Here is a 13,806-nt window from a genome sequence, read left to right as displayed (position 1 = left end):
ACTCCGTGCGCAACGTCTTCCAGTGCGACGGGGTGCCCTCGTACATCACGTCGTTGCAGTCGCAGCTTCCGCAGCCGGGGGTCATCGCGATGCTCCTCCTCGCCCTAAGAGATGGGGCCTTCGTACCCGCAGTGACGATCCCGGACGCTTACGTGACGGTGACGGTCACCGGACCACGGGCCGCCGGGGAATGCTGGAGGCATGGATTCCGAGACGGCACGGCGGATGTTCGCGGGCGCGCGGGTCGCCCGGCTGGCGACGGTGGGCGCCGAGGGCAGGCCGCGCCTCGTCCCCGTAACGTTCGCCGTCCTCGGCGACCGGGTGGTGACGGCCGTCGACCACAAGCCGAAGCGGACCACCGACCTGCGGAGGCTCCGCGACATCGGCGACAACCCGAATGTCGCGCTGCTGGCCGACCATTACGAGGACGACTGGACGCGCCTGTGGTGGGTGCGGGCGGACGGCCGCGCCGCCGTCGCGCCGGACGGCCCGGAGCGGGCCGCCGCGCTGGACGCGCTCGTGGCCAAGTACGACCAGTACCGCGAGCGTCGGCCGGCGGGGCCCGTGATCCTCGTGGACGTCAACCGCTGGTCGGGATGGCGGTACTCCGGGGGGTGAAAGCGCTCAGCCTCGCTCGCCCGGGCGGTCGACGATCACCGACGACAGCAGGGCCGTGCGCCACACCGCGCCCTTGGGCAGGCGGGAGTCGCGCAGCCAGACCGTCGCGGTGCCCAGGTAGCGGTAGGTGTCCGGGTCGAGGATGTCGTACCGGCGGACGTCGCCGCCTCCTTCCCGCCAGATGCCCAGGCCGGCGCGGCCCGCGGCGTCGGTCACGCCGTGTTCGATCCGGACGCCGGGGATGAGGGCCAGGGCCTGGAACATGGCCGCCTCCAGCCGCGGCGGCATCGTGCCGTACCTGCTCAGGTAGAGCGTGATCACGCGGTAGGCGCGGGCATCGGGTGGTTCGGCGTTCCGCGGGACGCCCTTCTCCTGCGGGAAGTCGATCCAGTGGCGGTCGCCCGTGACCTTGGCCAGCAGTTTCCTCGGGTCGGTCGGCAGCCCGCGGAGCTTGGCGTCGTACTGCCCCGGCGCCAGGTCGTCGTCGCCCGGGTCCGGAGGGACGTCGGTGACCACCAGGTCGCCGTTCTCGCCGAAGCCGGCGGTCTGCTTGCCGTCGTAGCGGATCCACCTCTCGTAGGTCTGGGCCGTGTCCGAGGTCGGCTGCTTGTCCATGGACCTGGTGTAGTGCCACTGGGTCGGCGCCGGCCGGGGGGCGTCGCCGCGCTCGCTCGCCACCTTCGCGGCCTGGGCCAGCACCAGGCCGGGGTCCAGCCGCACGGCCGACGACGGGGTGACGGCCGGTTCCGTGACGGAGGGCTCGGACGGCAGGGCGACCACGGCGAGCACGGCCACGGCCGCGCCGGCCGCCCCGACGGTGATCAGGCGGTGCGCCCACGTCCACCTGCGCCGCCGGATCCGGGTCAGGAGCCGCCGCCGCTGCGGGATGGACCACTCCTGGTCCGGCTCGGGCACCTCGGCCCGCCACTCGCGCAGCGATCGCAGGTCATCCATCCAAAGACTCCTCTCGCGTCACGGTGGGGTCGGCTCCGCCGAGCGCCTGGCGCGTCCGGGCTCTGGCCCGGTGCAGGCGGGACCGGACCGTGCCGATGGGGATGCCCAGCGCGCGGGCCACGTCCTCGTAGGACATGTCGGCCCACGCCATGAGTAACAGCACCTCCCGGTCGCCGGGCGACAGCTCGGAGAGGGCCGCCGCCAGCCCGGCCTGCTGCGCCGAGACCCGGTTGTCGACGCGGTCGGCGTACGGCTCGGTGATCTCGTCGACACCGGTGCGGACCAGCGCGCGGTAGAACCGGATCTCCACCCGGCGTTGCCGGCTGACGAGCCGGGCGGCGATGCCGTACAGCCACGGGCGCGCGTCAGGGTGGCTCGTGTCGTAGCGGTGGCGGCGCCGGAAGGCGGTGAGGAAGACGTCGGAGACGATGTCGTCGGCCAGGGACGGGCCGAGTCGCCGGGCGACGTAACGCCGCAGTGCGGGGGCATGCCGGTCGAAGAGTCCGGCGAAGACCTCCGGGTCGTGCCGCGAGCGCCGTATGAGGTCGGCGTCGGCCGTGCCAGACTCTTCGGCGATCACCCGGTGCTCCCGTTCGCTGCGCAGTGCATTCGACGGCTTTCGCCCGTACGACCACCGCGAGTTCGCGAAAAGGAGTGTGAACTACGTCACATACTTGGCTCAGATGCTCAGCGGCACGTGGTGGATCTCGTCGGCCGGATGGCCGGCGCGTTCGTGGATGCGCAGGACCGCGTCCGCCGTGGGCGCCTCCGAGAGGCAGTAGATGACTCCTTCCTCCGGGTCCGCCCAGGCGTGCTCGAAGGTCACTCCCTCCTCGTCCTGGATCTCGACGTCGGCGGAGTGTGCCCGTTTGAGCTGGTCACCGGTGATGCCCGCCATGCCGCGGTGCATGTCGAGGAACTTCGCCATCACTGCCTCCCCACAGGCAAGCTGTCTCCTCCAGCGTAGGTTCGCCCCCGCAGCGGGCACACCAAGTGGGACCCAAGAGGGCGTATCGGGCCACTCGTACAAAACAGCGTGCCCGGCGACGTGGGCCGGGCACGCTGGGTTCGGGTGGGAGATCAGCCGGTTCTCAAGGTGAGGCCGTACGCCGACAGGATCTCGTTGACGGGCTGGTGGTACGTGGTCCCGCCGATGCTGCAGTTGCCGGAGCCGCCGGAGGTGACGCCCTGGGCCTGGCTGCCGGAGATGAACGAGCCGCCGGAGTCGCCCGGCTGGGCGCACGCGCTGGTGCGGGTCAGGCCGGAGACGGTGCCCTGCGCGTAGCGGACGCTGGCGTTGTGCTGCTGGATGGTGCCGCAGCGCCAGCCGGTGGTGGAGCCGGAGCGGCAGATGGACGCGCCGACCGACGCCTGCGTGGAGCCGCGGACGGTCACGAGCGCGCCGCCGGAGCCGCGCACGTACGGGGTGGCGTTGTGGCCGGGAGCGGCGACCCAGGCGTAGTCGTTGCCGGGGAAGGACGAGCCCTGGAAGGTGCCGGTCGGGTTCGTGGTGCGCGAGCCGGCGCGGCCGCAGTGGCCGGCGGTGACGAAGCCGGGGGTGCTGCCGCGGGTGACGGAGAAGCCGACGCTGCACCGGCTGGAGCCGATGTAGAACGCGGAGCCGCCGATGATGTCCATGAACGGCTGCGGGCTCTCGGTGGAGACGGCGACCTTGACCACGCCCTTGTCGACGCCGGCCGCGGCGGCGAGCGCCTCGCCGGCTTCCTGGGTGGCGGCGAGGATGACGACGCTGTTGGTGGTCACGTCGACGTACCAGAGGGAGGCGCCGGTCTTGCCCTTCTGGGCGGCCAGGTCGAGCTGGTCCTTCACGGAGGTCAGCTGGGCCAGGGTGCGGCCGACGACGACCGGCTGGGCGCCCTTGGCCTCGATGGCCGGGGCCTCGGCGGCGTCGGTCGTGGCGACCATGAGCTTGGAGGCGTCGGCGTTCAGCCAGGAGCCGCCGTAGGAGTCGCCTAACGAGGCGGTGAGGGTGGCCTCGGTGGCGGCGGCGCGCTGCTCGTTGGCCAGCCGGGTGACGACCTGCCGCTCGGTGAGCCCGAGGTCGCGTTCGAGCGCGTCGATCACCGACGGCGGGGTTGCCGGGTCCGCCATGGGGGCCGGGTCGGCCATGGCGGGGACGGCGAGGGGGAATGCCAGGCAGGCCACGATGGTGGCTCCTGCCAGCGCACTGCGTTTACCCAACATGCGCACTCCTTGGTGGGGGGTGCTGTCAAGTTATCGGCTGGCGCTGGCAACGACACGTCCTCAAAAAGGCCGTATTTCGGTCTTATGGTTCATGTCCTGAAATATCTAGACACACGGTGAACATTGCGGTCAGCCGGTCCACGTCCGCCGGAGTGGGCGGCTCCGGGCCGAGGGCACGGCGGACTCTGGTGATGCCGGTGAGGAGCGCCGCCGCGGTGCGCGCTTTGGCCATCGCGTCGGGGTCGTCGCCCAGGAACTCCGCGAGCGGGGTGATGATGGCCGTCCGCAGGCGCTCCCGTACGAGCTCCTGGATCTCCGGGTCGTCGGCGGAGTGGGCCAGGGCGCGCAGGATGCGGCTCTTCGGGTCGGCGTGCATGCGGCGGGCGGCGAACTCCGCGAGCCGGCGCGGCAGCCCCGCCCGGTCGCCTTCGAGGACGACCCGGATCGTCGGCTCGTCCCGCAGGACCTCGCCGAACAGGCCCGCCTTCGACCCGAAGTAGCGCCCCACCAGAGCGATGTTGGCGTCCGCCGCCGAGGCGATCATGCGTACGGTCACGCGCTCGTACCCATACTCGGCGAACAGCGCCCTGGCGGCGTCGAGCAGCCGGAGACGGGTGGCCGCACGGTCCCGGGGGCGGGCCTCAGCTCTCATGCCCGGGAATATATCGGCTTGCCGAAACACTAGTAAACAGGCGTATACTTCCATGCGGAATACGAGGGGATGTGGTGACTTGGCGGGCCAAGCGGCGGCCGCAAGCCCCCAGAAGCAGTACACCCACCGCGAGGTCCTCGAGGTCATGGCCGGGCTCATGCTCGCCATGCTCACCTCGATGCTGTCGACGTCCGTGGTGGGCACGGCGCTGCCGACGATCGTGGGGGAGCTCGGCGGCCAGGACCAGTACTCGTGGGTGGCCTCGGCGACCATCCTGACGATGACGGTGTCCACACCGCTGTGGGGCAAGCTGTCCGACGTGTTCGGCCGCAAGCGGCTCTTCCAGGTGGCGCTGGCGGTGTTCGTCGGCGCGTCGCTCGCCGCGGGGCTCTCGCAGAACATGGGCCAGCTCATCGCCGGGCGCGCCCTGCAGGGCGTGGGCGCGGGCGGCCTGGGCGCGCTGGCCCAGGTCATCCTGGGCGACATCGTCTCCCCCCGCGAGCGCGGCCGCTACTCCGGCTACATGGGCGCCGTCTTCGGCGTCTCCACCGTCGCCGGGCCGCTGCTCGGCGGGTTCCTGGTCGACGCCGAGATGCTGGGCTGGCGCTGGTGCTTCTACGTGGGCGTGCCGCTCGCCGTGGTCGCCGCGGTCGTCGTGCAGAAGGTGCTCAAGCTGCCGCACGTCAAGCGCGACACCCGCATCGACATCTGGGGCGCCACCACCATCACGGCCGGCGCGACCTCGCTGATGCTGCTGCTCACCCTGGGCGGCACCGAGTTCGCGTGGAACTCGCCGTGGACCTACGCCCTGGCCGCCGTAAGCCTCGTCTCGCTGGCCCTCGCCGTGCTCGCCGAGCGCACCGCGGGCAATCCGATCCTGCCGCCCCGGCTGTTCCGCAACCGCACGTTCATCCTGACCAGCCTCGGATCGCTGTTCGTCGGCGTGGCGATGTTCGGCGCGATGATCTACCTGCCGCAGTACCTGCAGGTCGTCCAGGGCATGAGCCCGACGGACTCCGGCCTGATGACGCTGCCCATGGTGATCACGCTGTTCCTGTCCGGCGTCATCTCCGGCAAGACCGTCACGCGGACCGGCAGGTGGAAGATCTTCCCGGTCGTCGGCATGCTGCTCGTGACCATCGGGCTGTTCCTGCTGTCGCGGCTGCACGTCGACTCCAGCCCGTGGATCATCGGCCTCGACATGGCGGTGCTCGGCACCGGGCTCGGCCTGACCATGCAGATGCTGATCCTGGCCGCGCAGAACGGCGCCGAGGTCCGCGACATGGCCTCCACGACCTCCGGCGTCTCGTTCTTCCGCTCGCTCGGCGGCGCCATCGGCGTGGCCGGGTTCGGCGCGATCCTGACCAACCGGCTCTACGCCGAGATGCCCGCGGGGAGCGCCCGGCCGTCGCTCGGCAGCCCTGACGAGATCCAGGCGCTGCCCGAGCCGGTCAAGCACCTCGTGCTGGAGGCGTTCACCCGCGGCCTGGAGACCGTCTTCCTCGTGGGCGTCCCGATCGCCCTGCTCGGCTTCCTCGCCGTGGTCTTCCTGAAGGAGCTGCCGCTGCGCGGCGGCGCCGCTCCCCCGCCCGCCGCCCCGCCGCCCAGCAGGGACGACCTGGTGCTGGCCGGCCTGCTGCTCGAACTCGTCGCCCAGCGCGTCGAGCGCGTGAACGGCCGGCCGTCGGCGCTGCTCACGGCCGTGGCCAAGATGGCGCCGCCGGACGACCGTACCGAGAAGGAACGTGCCAGGGCCGTGGCGCGTGACGTCCTGCGCCCCACCTCGCGCGCGCTCATCGCGCAGGCGGCGCCGCCGGCGCCCGCGAAAGATCTGGTGACAGGAGGGATCCCGCAGTGATCCGCAAGTTCGTCGGCGCCGTGCTGGCCGCGCTGGCGGCCATGGCCGGGTTCTGGCTGATGGTCGCGCCGTTCGCGCTCGGCACCCAGCCCGAGGGCGCGGCCTGGAACTCCGCCACCACGACGGAGTTCTTCACCGGCCTCGGCGTCGCCGCCGTCGGCCTCGCGGGCGCCGCCGCCTTCGCCGCCGCCATCCACGCCGAGCTCGCCGCGCGGGGCCTGGTGACGGTACGCGAGCGCCAGCGGGAACCGGAGCCCGCCGCCCCCCAGACCTCGTCCGCCGAACTGGCCGCCCTGCTGGCGCCCCTGGTCGAGGCCCTGCGCGAGGACCTCGACGCGACAGACCGCGAGCGGCGGCAGAACGGATCCACGACCCTGGTCGCGTCGGAGGACCAGCGATGAGGGCCAAGCTGGGCGTGACCGCGCTGGCGCTGCTGTTCCTGGCCGGGCTCTGGCTCGTCGCCGCCCCGTTCGTGGTCGGCTACCAGCCCAGGGGCGCCGCGCTCACCGCCGCGACCGTGAACGACCTGTGGATCGGCGGCGCGCTCGCCGGCGGGTCGTTCCTCGGCCTCGTCTGGTACGCGGCCGACCTGTTGCACGAGTTGACGACCCGGCGCGGCAAGCTGCGTCGTAGCGGCTGACCTGCTGGAACGTGTCGTATCGTGGCGGGATGAAGCGTGCTGCCACCCTGGCGCTCGTGGTGCTCGCCTCCGTGGCGTGCGGCGGGCAGAGCCCGGTCGCGTCCACCGGACCGGCGCCGCCGACGACCTCCGAAACGGAGCCGGCGACCTCGGAGCCGACGCCCACCGCGACGACGCCCACCGCCACCGAGCCGCCCTCGTTCGACGCCGAGGTGAGCCAGGTGACCCGCGACCAGTTGCGGTATTCGTGGCGTGAGGGCTGCCCGGTCCACTACCGCGACCTGCGCCTGATCAGGATGACCTACTGGGGCTTCGACGACAAGCCGCACACCGGTGAGCTGGTCGTGCGCAAGACCGTCACCGACGACATCGTGCAGGTCTTCGAGAAGCTGTACGACTGGCGCTGGCCGATCAGGCGGATGGAGCTGATCGACGTCTACAAGGGCGACGACTACGACTCCATCGACGCCGACAACACCTCGGCCTTCAACTGCCGCCAGGCCACGGGGTCGAGCAGCTGGTCCAAGCACGCCTACGGCGAGGCGATCGACATCAACCCGCGCGAGAACCCGTACGTGACCGCCGACGGCAGGACGGCCCACTCCAACGCCCGGAAGTACACCAAGCGGCCGATGAAGGGCAAGGGCGTGATCAACCCCGGCGACAAGGTGGTGCGGGCGTTCGCGCAGGTGGGATGGCAGTGGGGCGGCAACTGGTCGGGCACCAAGGACTACCAGCATTTCAGCAAGGGCGGCGGCTGAGAGAATCGAGACATGGCTGACAAGGACGGCGACGGCTGGACCGAGTGCGGGCGAGGACACCGCCACTGGGGGCTGCACGGCGCCTCGGGACTGCTCGCCGTGCACCACGACGAGCTCGGGGTGCCTCACGTGCTGATGCAGAAGCGTTCGGCGTGGAGCCACCACGGCGGCACGTGGGGGCTGCCCGGCGGGGCGCGCGACAGCCACGAGGACGCGGTGGCCTCCGCGCTGCGCGAGGCCCGCGAGGAGGCGGCGGTGGCCGGCGACCTGCTGCGGGTGCAGGGGGTCTACCGCGACGACCACGGCGGGTGGGCGTTCGAGACGGTGATCGCGGAGTCGGCCGAGCGGCTGGCGGCGGTCTGCGCGAACGGCGAGAGCGACGAGCTGCGCTGGCTGCCGCTGGGCGAGGTGGCCGCCAGGGAGCTGCACCCCGGCTTCGCCGAGACGTGGGGCACGGTCAGCGGTGCGATCAGCCCGGAGACCCTGGTGCTCGACGTGGCCAACATCGTCGGCGCGCGGGCCGAGCGCGGCTGGTGGAACGACCGGCTGGGGGCCGCCACCCGGCTGCTGGAGGCGGTGTCGGGGCTGCGGCTGTCGCATTCGGTGCTGGCGCAGTGGTATCCGCGGATGGTGGCGGTGGTCGAGGGCGCGGCCAGGGAGGTGCCCGACATTCCCGGGATGCAGGTGGTCGCGGCGGCCGGCAGCGGCGACGACGCGATCGTGGACGTGGTGCGCCGGGCCAAGCCGTGGGAGCGGGTGCTCGTCGTCACCGCCGACCGGGAGCTGAGGGAGCGGGTCGCCGAGCTGGGGGCCGAGACGGCGGGACCCAAGTGGCTGCTGTCACAGCTGCGCGGGTAACACGTCGTCGAAGACGGCCTTGAGCCCGGTCACCTCCAGCACCCGCTGCAGGACCCCGTGCACGCCGGTGAGCCGGAGCGTGCCGCCGCGCCCGCCGACGGCGCGCTGGTGCTCCACCAGCGCCCACAGGCCGCTGGAGTCGCAGAACTCCAACCCGGAGGCGTCGATCACCACGTCGAGAGGTCCTTCGGCGGCGAGGGCGTCGAGCCGCTTCTTGAAATCGGGAGCCGTCAGCTTGTCCAGGTCACCCCGCAGGCGCACGGTGGCCGAACGCTCCGCCCGTGCCACCTCGATCTTGAGATCCGCCACCACCTGAACGTACACCGGCGTCACCGCAGCCGCTATCGTGGTGTCGCACTGGAGGGTTCGCATAGTGGACGAGTGCAGCCGCCTTGAAAGCGGCCAGGTCAGCGATGGCCTCGTGGGTTCGAATCCCACACCCTCCGCTTCCCGACGAAACCCGCTCACCGGCCGGTGAGCGGGTTTCGTGCCGTCTACCGGCCGGCGCCGGCGAAACCGTCTCCGATGCTGGCGGCGAGCTGCAGGTAGGCGTCCCTGGTCGCCTCCTGCAACCGGTCCAGGTCGATCTCCGCGCCCTCCTCCAGATGCGGGTCGTACGGCACGCGGACGACGGCCCGGCACCGGGCGGCGAAGTGGCCCTCCAGCTTGTTGATGTCGACGGCCGACTTCGACCTCGGCCTGACGCTGCACAGCACCACGGTCGCGTCGCGTACGAGATTCTCGTAGTGGTGGGCCTCCAGCCAGTCGAGCGTGGCCGAGGCCGCCCGCGCGCCGTCGACCGACGCGGAGCTGACCAGCACGATCTGGTCGGCGAGGCCGAGCACCCCGCCCATCGCGGAGTGCAGCAGGCCGGTGCCGCAGTCGGTGATGCAGATCGAGTAGAAGTTCTCCAGCACCTGCGAGACGGCCTGGTAGTCGGCGCCGCTGAACGCCTCCGACACCGACGGGTCGCGGTCGGAGGCCAGCACCTCCAGCCGCGACGGCGCCTGAGAGGTGAAGGCCCTGATGTCGACGTACCTCTTGACCTGGTCGGCCTCGTTGAGCAGGTCGCGGACGGTGGCCGAGGTCTCCAGCTTCAGCTTGTCGGAGAGCGTTCCACGGTCGGGGTTGGCGTCGACCGCGATCACGCGGTCGCCGCGGATCTGGGCCAGCGTGGCGCCCAGGCCGACCGTGGTCGTGGTCTTGCCGACACCGCCCTTCAGGCTGAGCACGGCGACGCGGTGGTGGCCGGTGGCGACGGGTGTGCGCGCCCTGGCCATCAGCGCGCGGCGGCGCCTGACCTCCGGCGGCTCGCCGGGCTTGATCCAGCCGCCGGACGCCTTGTAGACGATCCGGCGCCAGCCCTTGGAGGGGGCGTTGCGGCGGCCGCGCAGCAGCGTGTCGGGGTCCAGGCTCTCGGCGGTGGGCCTGCCGGTCGCCGGGGGCCTCGGCGGGGCGTTGAAGACGGGCACCGGGGCCGGGCGGTGGCGCGGCTCGGGCTGCCTCGGCGGCTCCTCGGCTCTCGGGGGCGCCTCCTCCGCCGGGCGCGGCTCCTGGAACCTGAGGTGCTCGTCGAACGTGCGGGCCTCCCGGCCGGCGCGGGGCTCGTCGAAGGCGCGCTGGGACGGCTCGGCGAACGGCGGGCTCGGCTGGTCGAAGGTGCGTTGCGGAGGCTCGGGGAAGGCGTGCTGCGTGGGCTCGGGGAGCGACGGGGGCGGCAGCGACGGGAGGGACGGGAGCGTTTCGTCCGGGGTGTGCTGGGCCGCCTCCTCGCGCGCCGACTCGGCGGCGGGCTCGGGCGGGGCGGGCGTCTCACTGGCCCAGGCCGGTGGAACGGGCCAGGAGAGGTTCTCCTCGGTCTTCTCCTCCACCTTCTCCGGCTCGGGGAAGGACGCCAGCGCGTAGCTGTCGGTGTCGTCCGGCCGGGGCAGCGGCTTGAGCGGGGCGAGGAACGCGTCGTCGATCGCCGGTTTGGTGTCGGCGCTGTCATCAGCGGGCGGATCGTCCCCCGTGTCGGCCTTTGTGTCGGTCTTGTCGCGCGTGCTCGCCTTGTCCAGCCACTCCCCCGCCTCGCTCTCGGTGGCGGGCACCGCCTCCGACCCGTACACCGAGTCGACCGCCGCGCGGAAGAGCGGCGGGGTCGGCGTGTCGTGCTGCGGCACCGACGCCCACGGGTCCTGGGGGTAGGGCGAGACGACGGCGGTCTCGTCGGCCGGGACGCCCGGGCCGGTCTTGGCGCTCACCTTGACCGGCGCCTCCTCGGACTCCTTGATGGCGTCGAGCCAGGCGAGCTGTTCCTCGAGAGATTCTTCTCGATCGTGTCTTGCCACCGTGTTCCCCCTCGGGCGGGTCTAAAGGGGTGGTAAATATCTTGCAGATTAACGCCAAGCGCTCCGGGGAAGGCCGGCAACCCTCAACTTCTCTGCCCCGTTACCGTGGTGCGCATGCGAGCCATCGAGATCACCCGCAGCGGCGGGCCAGAGGTGCTGGAGTGGCGGGAGGTCCCCGACCCGGAGCCCGGGCGCGGTGACGTGCTCATCGACGTGGCCGCCTCGGCGGTCAACCGGGCGGACGTCCTCCAGCGCCAGGGCAACTACCAACCCCCGCAGGGCGCCTCGCCCTATCCGGGGCTGGAGGTGTCCGGCGTGGTCGCGGCGGTCGGCGCGGACGTCGAGCACTTCAAGGCGGGCGACGAGGTGTGCGCGCTGCTGGCCGGCGGCGGCTACGCCGAGCGGGTGGCCGTGCCGTGGCAGCAGGTGATGCCGGTGCCGCGGGGCGTCCGGCTGGAGGAGGCCGCCGGGCTGCCCGAGGTGGCCTGCACGGTCTGGTCCAACGTGTTCATGCTGGGCCGGCTGCGCAAGGGCGAGACCCTGCTGGTGCACGGCGGCGCGAGCGGCATCGGCACGTTCGCGGTGCAGCTCGCCAAGGCGTTCGGGGCGAACGTCGTGGTCACGGTCGGCTCGTCCGGCAAGGGCGAGCGGGTCAAGGAGCTGGGCGCCGACGCGTACGTGAACTACCGCGAGGAGGACTTCGCCGAGCAGGTCAAGGCCGATGTGATCCTCGACATCATGGGCGCCAAATACCTGGCCGGCAACGTGCGGGCGCTCAAGACCGGCGGGCGGCTGGTGGTCATCGGCATGCAGGGCGGCCGCAAGGCCGAGCTCGACCTGGGCGTGCTGCTGGCCAAGCGGGCCTCGGTGCACGGCACCACGCTGCGCGCCCGCCCGGTCGAGGAGAAGGGCGCGATCGTCCGGAGCGTCGTGGAGAACGTGTGGCCGCTGATCGACGCCGGGGCGGTGCGGCCGGTGGTGTTCGCCGAGCTGCCGATGTCCGACGCGGCCGAGGCTCACCGTATGGTGGATTCCGGCGACCACGTTGGGAAGATCCTCCTAGTACGGTGAGACTTATGAATGCTGAGGACAACAACTCGCCTCACATCGTGGTGGTGGGCCCCGACTTCCAGGGTCATGACGATAACGGCGAAGACGAGCGCTCGGTGGCCAACCTGGTCGAGCAGCCGGCCAAGGTCATGCGCATCGGCAGCATGATCCGGCAACTCCTCGAAGAGGTGCGGGCCGCTCCGCTCGACGAGGCCAGCCGCAAGCGGCTGAAGGACATCCACCAGTCTTCGATCAAGGAGCTGGAGGACGGCCTGGCGCCCGAGCTGGTGGAGGAGCTGGAGCGGCTGTCGCTGCCCTTCACCGAGGACACCGGCACCGCGCCCAGCGACGCCGAGCTGCGGGTGGCGCACGCCCAGCTGGTGGGCTGGCTCGAAGGGCTGTTCCACGGCATCCAGACGACGCTGTTCGCCCAGCAGATGGCGGCCCGCGCCCAGCTGGAGCAGATGCGCAGGGCGCTGCCCGGCGGACGGCCCGAGGAGCACCCGCGCCCGCCGGGCGGCTCGGGGCCCTACCTGTAGAGCTCCTCGAGCACCAGCGCGACGCCGTCCTCGTCGTTGGCCGCGGTCACGTGATCGACCGCGGCCAGCACGCCGGGGTGCGCGTTGGCGACCGCGTAGGAGGTGCCTGCCCACGTCAGCATGGGCAGGTCGTTCGGCATGTCGCCGAACGCCACGACCTGCGACTGCTCGATGTCGTGCCGCTCGGCGAGCGTGGCCAGGGCCGTGGCCTTGGTGACGCCGATCGCGCTCATCTCGATGAGCCCGCGGCCGCTGGAGTGGGTGGCGGTCACCAGGTGCCCGACCAGCTCGTGCACGGTCGCGTGCAGCTCGTCAGGGCCCAGCTCGGGGTGCAGGGCCAGCAGCTTGACGCAGGCCCGCGAGGTGAGCGACTCGCCGCGCAGGCGCGCCCTGCCCGTGGTGGCGCCGTCCCAGGTGCCGAAGCGGAAGTCCGACTCGTGCGCGTGGCCTCCCTCGTACTCGACCGAGAACGAGAGATCGGGGACGTTCGCTCGAAGCTGAGAGACGACTTCTTCGAGCACCTCCGGGTCGATGAGGTGAGACTTCACCACCCGCTCGGTGTGCATGTCGTAGATCAGCGCCCCGTTGGCGCAGACGGCGAGGCCGCGGTGCCTCACCGCCCCCGCCACGGGGTGCATCCACCGAGGCGGGCGGCCGGTGACGAACACCAGCATGGCCCCTGCGTCCTCGACTCTGGCGAAGGCGGCGGCGGTGCGGGGAGACACGGTTCCGTCCGTACGGAGGGCGGTGCCGTCCAGGTCGGTGGCCACCAGGCGGGGTGCGCGTAGGTTGTGCATAACACGTTCCAGTTTGCCCGCTGATGCGCCCAGCCAGAAATCTTCGTTCGACGGGAACACCAACGCGCCAGAATGGTGTTAGATGTGGAGGCGTTGTATTAGCTATCCCGTAGTGAAAACCAGCATGACATTGTCTGAGCCACCCCGGGTGCTTGCTGTACGACACACCGGGATCCACGAGGTGTGGGTCCCATAGATTCACATCCTGAGGGAGAGCTTTTATGGCTCAGGGAACCGTCAAGTGGTTCAACGCCGAGAAGGGCTTCGGCTTCATCGCCCCGGACGGCGGCGCGCCGGACGTGTTCGTGCACTTCTCCGAGATCGTCGGCAACGGCTACCGCAGCCTTGAAGACGGCCAGCGGGTCGAGTTCGAGATCACGCAGGGCCAGAAGGGGCCGCAGGCCTCCCAGGTCCGCTCCATCTGACCTGTAGCAGCGAGACAGGCCGGGGTTCGCTTCCAGCGGACCCCGGCCTTTCGCGTTTGTTATGGCCTTGACCGGCCGTTGTCACGGGTGTGACTCGATTCACAGGCCAGGCGAACCCC

The 13,806-nt window shown here is 71.4% G+C and carries 17 protein-coding genes and 1 tRNA gene; 10 read left to right on the top strand and 8 right to left on the bottom strand.

The annotated features are described in order from the left end of the window. Positions 1-201: 201 nt before the first annotated feature. Positions 202-618: a TIGR03668 family PPOX class F420-dependent oxidoreductase gene (locus ABD999_RS23810; protein ID WP_271276274.1), complete on the top strand. Its 417-nt coding sequence runs from the start codon at positions 202-204 to the stop codon at positions 616-618. A gap of 6 nt (positions 619-624) precedes the next feature. Here ABD999_RS23810 and ABD999_RS23805 read toward each other — a convergent pair whose 3' ends face one another. The 5 genes from ABD999_RS23805 to ABD999_RS23785 form a co-directional block, all read right to left on the bottom strand. Next, positions 625-1,572, bottom strand: coding sequence for a CU044_5270 family protein (locus tag ABD999_RS23805; RefSeq protein ID WP_271276273.1), 948 nt, complete (start codon positions 1,570-1,572; stop codon positions 625-627). Beyond that, entirely contained in the window at positions 1,565-2,152 is a 588-nt protein-coding gene (locus ABD999_RS23800; RefSeq protein WP_148036084.1) for an RNA polymerase sigma factor, read from the bottom strand. The genes ABD999_RS23805 and ABD999_RS23800 overlap by 8 nt, the downstream gene beginning before the upstream one ends. A 99-nt stretch (positions 2,153-2,251) precedes the next feature. Beyond that, positions 2,252-2,500, bottom strand: coding sequence for an SCO4226 family nickel-binding protein (locus ABD999_RS23795; RefSeq protein ID WP_148036083.1), 249 nt, complete (start codon positions 2,498-2,500; stop codon positions 2,252-2,254). 152 nt (positions 2,501-2,652) lie between these two features. After that, positions 2,653-3,777 carry a S1 family peptidase gene (locus tag ABD999_RS23790; RefSeq protein ID WP_148036082.1) on the bottom strand — a complete coding sequence of 375 codons (1,125 nt, stop codon included), beginning with the start codon at positions 3,775-3,777 and terminating at the stop codon, positions 2,653-2,655. 82 nt (positions 3,778-3,859) lie between these two features. Next, positions 3,860-4,429 (bottom strand): TetR/AcrR family transcriptional regulator, encoded by a 570-nt coding sequence (locus ABD999_RS23785; RefSeq protein WP_271276272.1) that lies wholly within the window; start codon positions 4,427-4,429, stop codon positions 3,860-3,862. Between the two features lie 79 nt (positions 4,430-4,508). Here ABD999_RS23785 and ABD999_RS23780 point away from each other — a divergent pair, with 79 nt between their 5' ends. From ABD999_RS23780 to ABD999_RS23760, 5 genes are read left to right on the top strand one after another with little or no spacing between them, the layout of a single operon-like run. Next, positions 4,509-6,287 carry an MDR family MFS transporter gene (locus tag ABD999_RS23780; protein WP_333485698.1) on the top strand — a complete coding sequence of 593 codons (1,779 nt, stop codon included), beginning with the start codon at positions 4,509-4,511 and terminating at the stop codon, positions 6,285-6,287. Further along, positions 6,284-6,688 carry a hypothetical protein gene (locus tag ABD999_RS23775; protein WP_271276271.1) on the top strand — a complete coding sequence of 135 codons (405 nt, stop codon included), beginning with the start codon at positions 6,284-6,286 and terminating at the stop codon, positions 6,686-6,688. Before ABD999_RS23780 ends, ABD999_RS23775 begins: the two co-directional genes overlap by 4 nt. Then, positions 6,685-6,927, top strand: coding sequence for a hypothetical protein (locus ABD999_RS23770; RefSeq protein WP_271276270.1), 243 nt, complete (start codon positions 6,685-6,687; stop codon positions 6,925-6,927). The genes ABD999_RS23775 and ABD999_RS23770 overlap by 4 nt, the downstream gene beginning before the upstream one ends. Positions 6,928-6,956: 29 nt before the next feature. Then, positions 6,957-7,688 carry a M15 family metallopeptidase gene (locus ABD999_RS23765; protein WP_271276269.1) on the top strand — a complete coding sequence of 244 codons (732 nt, stop codon included), beginning with the start codon at positions 6,957-6,959 and terminating at the stop codon, positions 7,686-7,688. A gap of 12 nt (positions 7,689-7,700) precedes the next feature. Then, entirely contained in the window at positions 7,701-8,546 is an 846-nt protein-coding gene (locus ABD999_RS23760; RefSeq protein WP_271276268.1) for an NUDIX hydrolase, read from the top strand. Here ABD999_RS23760 and ABD999_RS23755 read toward each other — a convergent pair. Beyond that, positions 8,529-8,918 (bottom strand): STAS domain-containing protein, encoded by a 390-nt coding sequence (locus tag ABD999_RS23755; protein WP_148036075.1) that lies wholly within the window; start codon positions 8,916-8,918, stop codon positions 8,529-8,531. The two genes, ABD999_RS23760 and ABD999_RS23755, sit on opposite strands and share 18 nt — an antisense overlap. Between ABD999_RS23755 and ABD999_RS23750 the strand changes: the two genes are divergently transcribed. Continuing rightward, positions 8,906-8,992, top strand: a tRNA-Ser gene (locus ABD999_RS23750). The two genes, ABD999_RS23755 and ABD999_RS23750, sit on opposite strands and share 13 nt — an antisense overlap. Positions 8,993-9,040: 48 nt before the next feature. Here ABD999_RS23750 and ABD999_RS23745 read toward each other — a convergent pair. Next, positions 9,041-10,876 (bottom strand): MinD/ParA family ATP-binding protein, encoded by a 1,836-nt coding sequence (locus ABD999_RS23745; RefSeq protein ID WP_271276267.1) that lies wholly within the window; start codon positions 10,874-10,876, stop codon positions 9,041-9,043. A gap of 114 nt (positions 10,877-10,990) precedes the next feature. On the opposite strand from ABD999_RS23745, the gene ABD999_RS23740 reads away from it, so the two are divergent. Together ABD999_RS23740 and ABD999_RS23735 are read left to right on the top strand one after the other, a co-directional pair. After that, positions 10,991-11,947 (top strand): NAD(P)H-quinone oxidoreductase, encoded by a 957-nt coding sequence (locus ABD999_RS23740; RefSeq protein WP_271276266.1) that lies wholly within the window; start codon positions 10,991-10,993, stop codon positions 11,945-11,947. Between the two features lie 5 nt (positions 11,948-11,952). Then, on the top strand, positions 11,953-12,465 hold the full coding sequence (locus ABD999_RS23735; protein ID WP_271276265.1) for a bacterial proteasome activator family protein: 513 nt from the start codon (positions 11,953-11,955) through the stop codon (positions 12,463-12,465). Here the strand turns inward: ABD999_RS23735 and ABD999_RS23730 are convergent. Next, positions 12,456-13,262: an HAD family hydrolase gene (locus ABD999_RS23730; protein WP_271276264.1), complete on the bottom strand. Its 807-nt coding sequence runs from the start codon at positions 13,260-13,262 to the stop codon at positions 12,456-12,458. The two genes, ABD999_RS23735 and ABD999_RS23730, sit on opposite strands and share 10 nt — an antisense overlap. A gap of 221 nt (positions 13,263-13,483) precedes the next feature. On the opposite strand from ABD999_RS23730, the gene ABD999_RS23725 reads away from it, so the two are divergent. Continuing rightward, positions 13,484-13,687 (top strand): cold-shock protein, encoded by a 204-nt coding sequence (locus tag ABD999_RS23725; protein ID WP_101787411.1) that lies wholly within the window; start codon positions 13,484-13,486, stop codon positions 13,685-13,687. The last annotated feature ends 119 nt before the right edge of the window (positions 13,688-13,806 follow it).

The sequence above is a fragment of the Nonomuraea ferruginea genome (genome assembly GCF_039540635.1).
Taxonomy (GTDB): Bacteria; Actinomycetota; Actinomycetes; order Streptosporangiales; family Streptosporangiaceae; genus Nonomuraea; species Nonomuraea ferruginea.
Note: the sequence above shows the minus strand (reverse complement) of the source record. Positions and strands in the feature narration are given on the sequence as shown.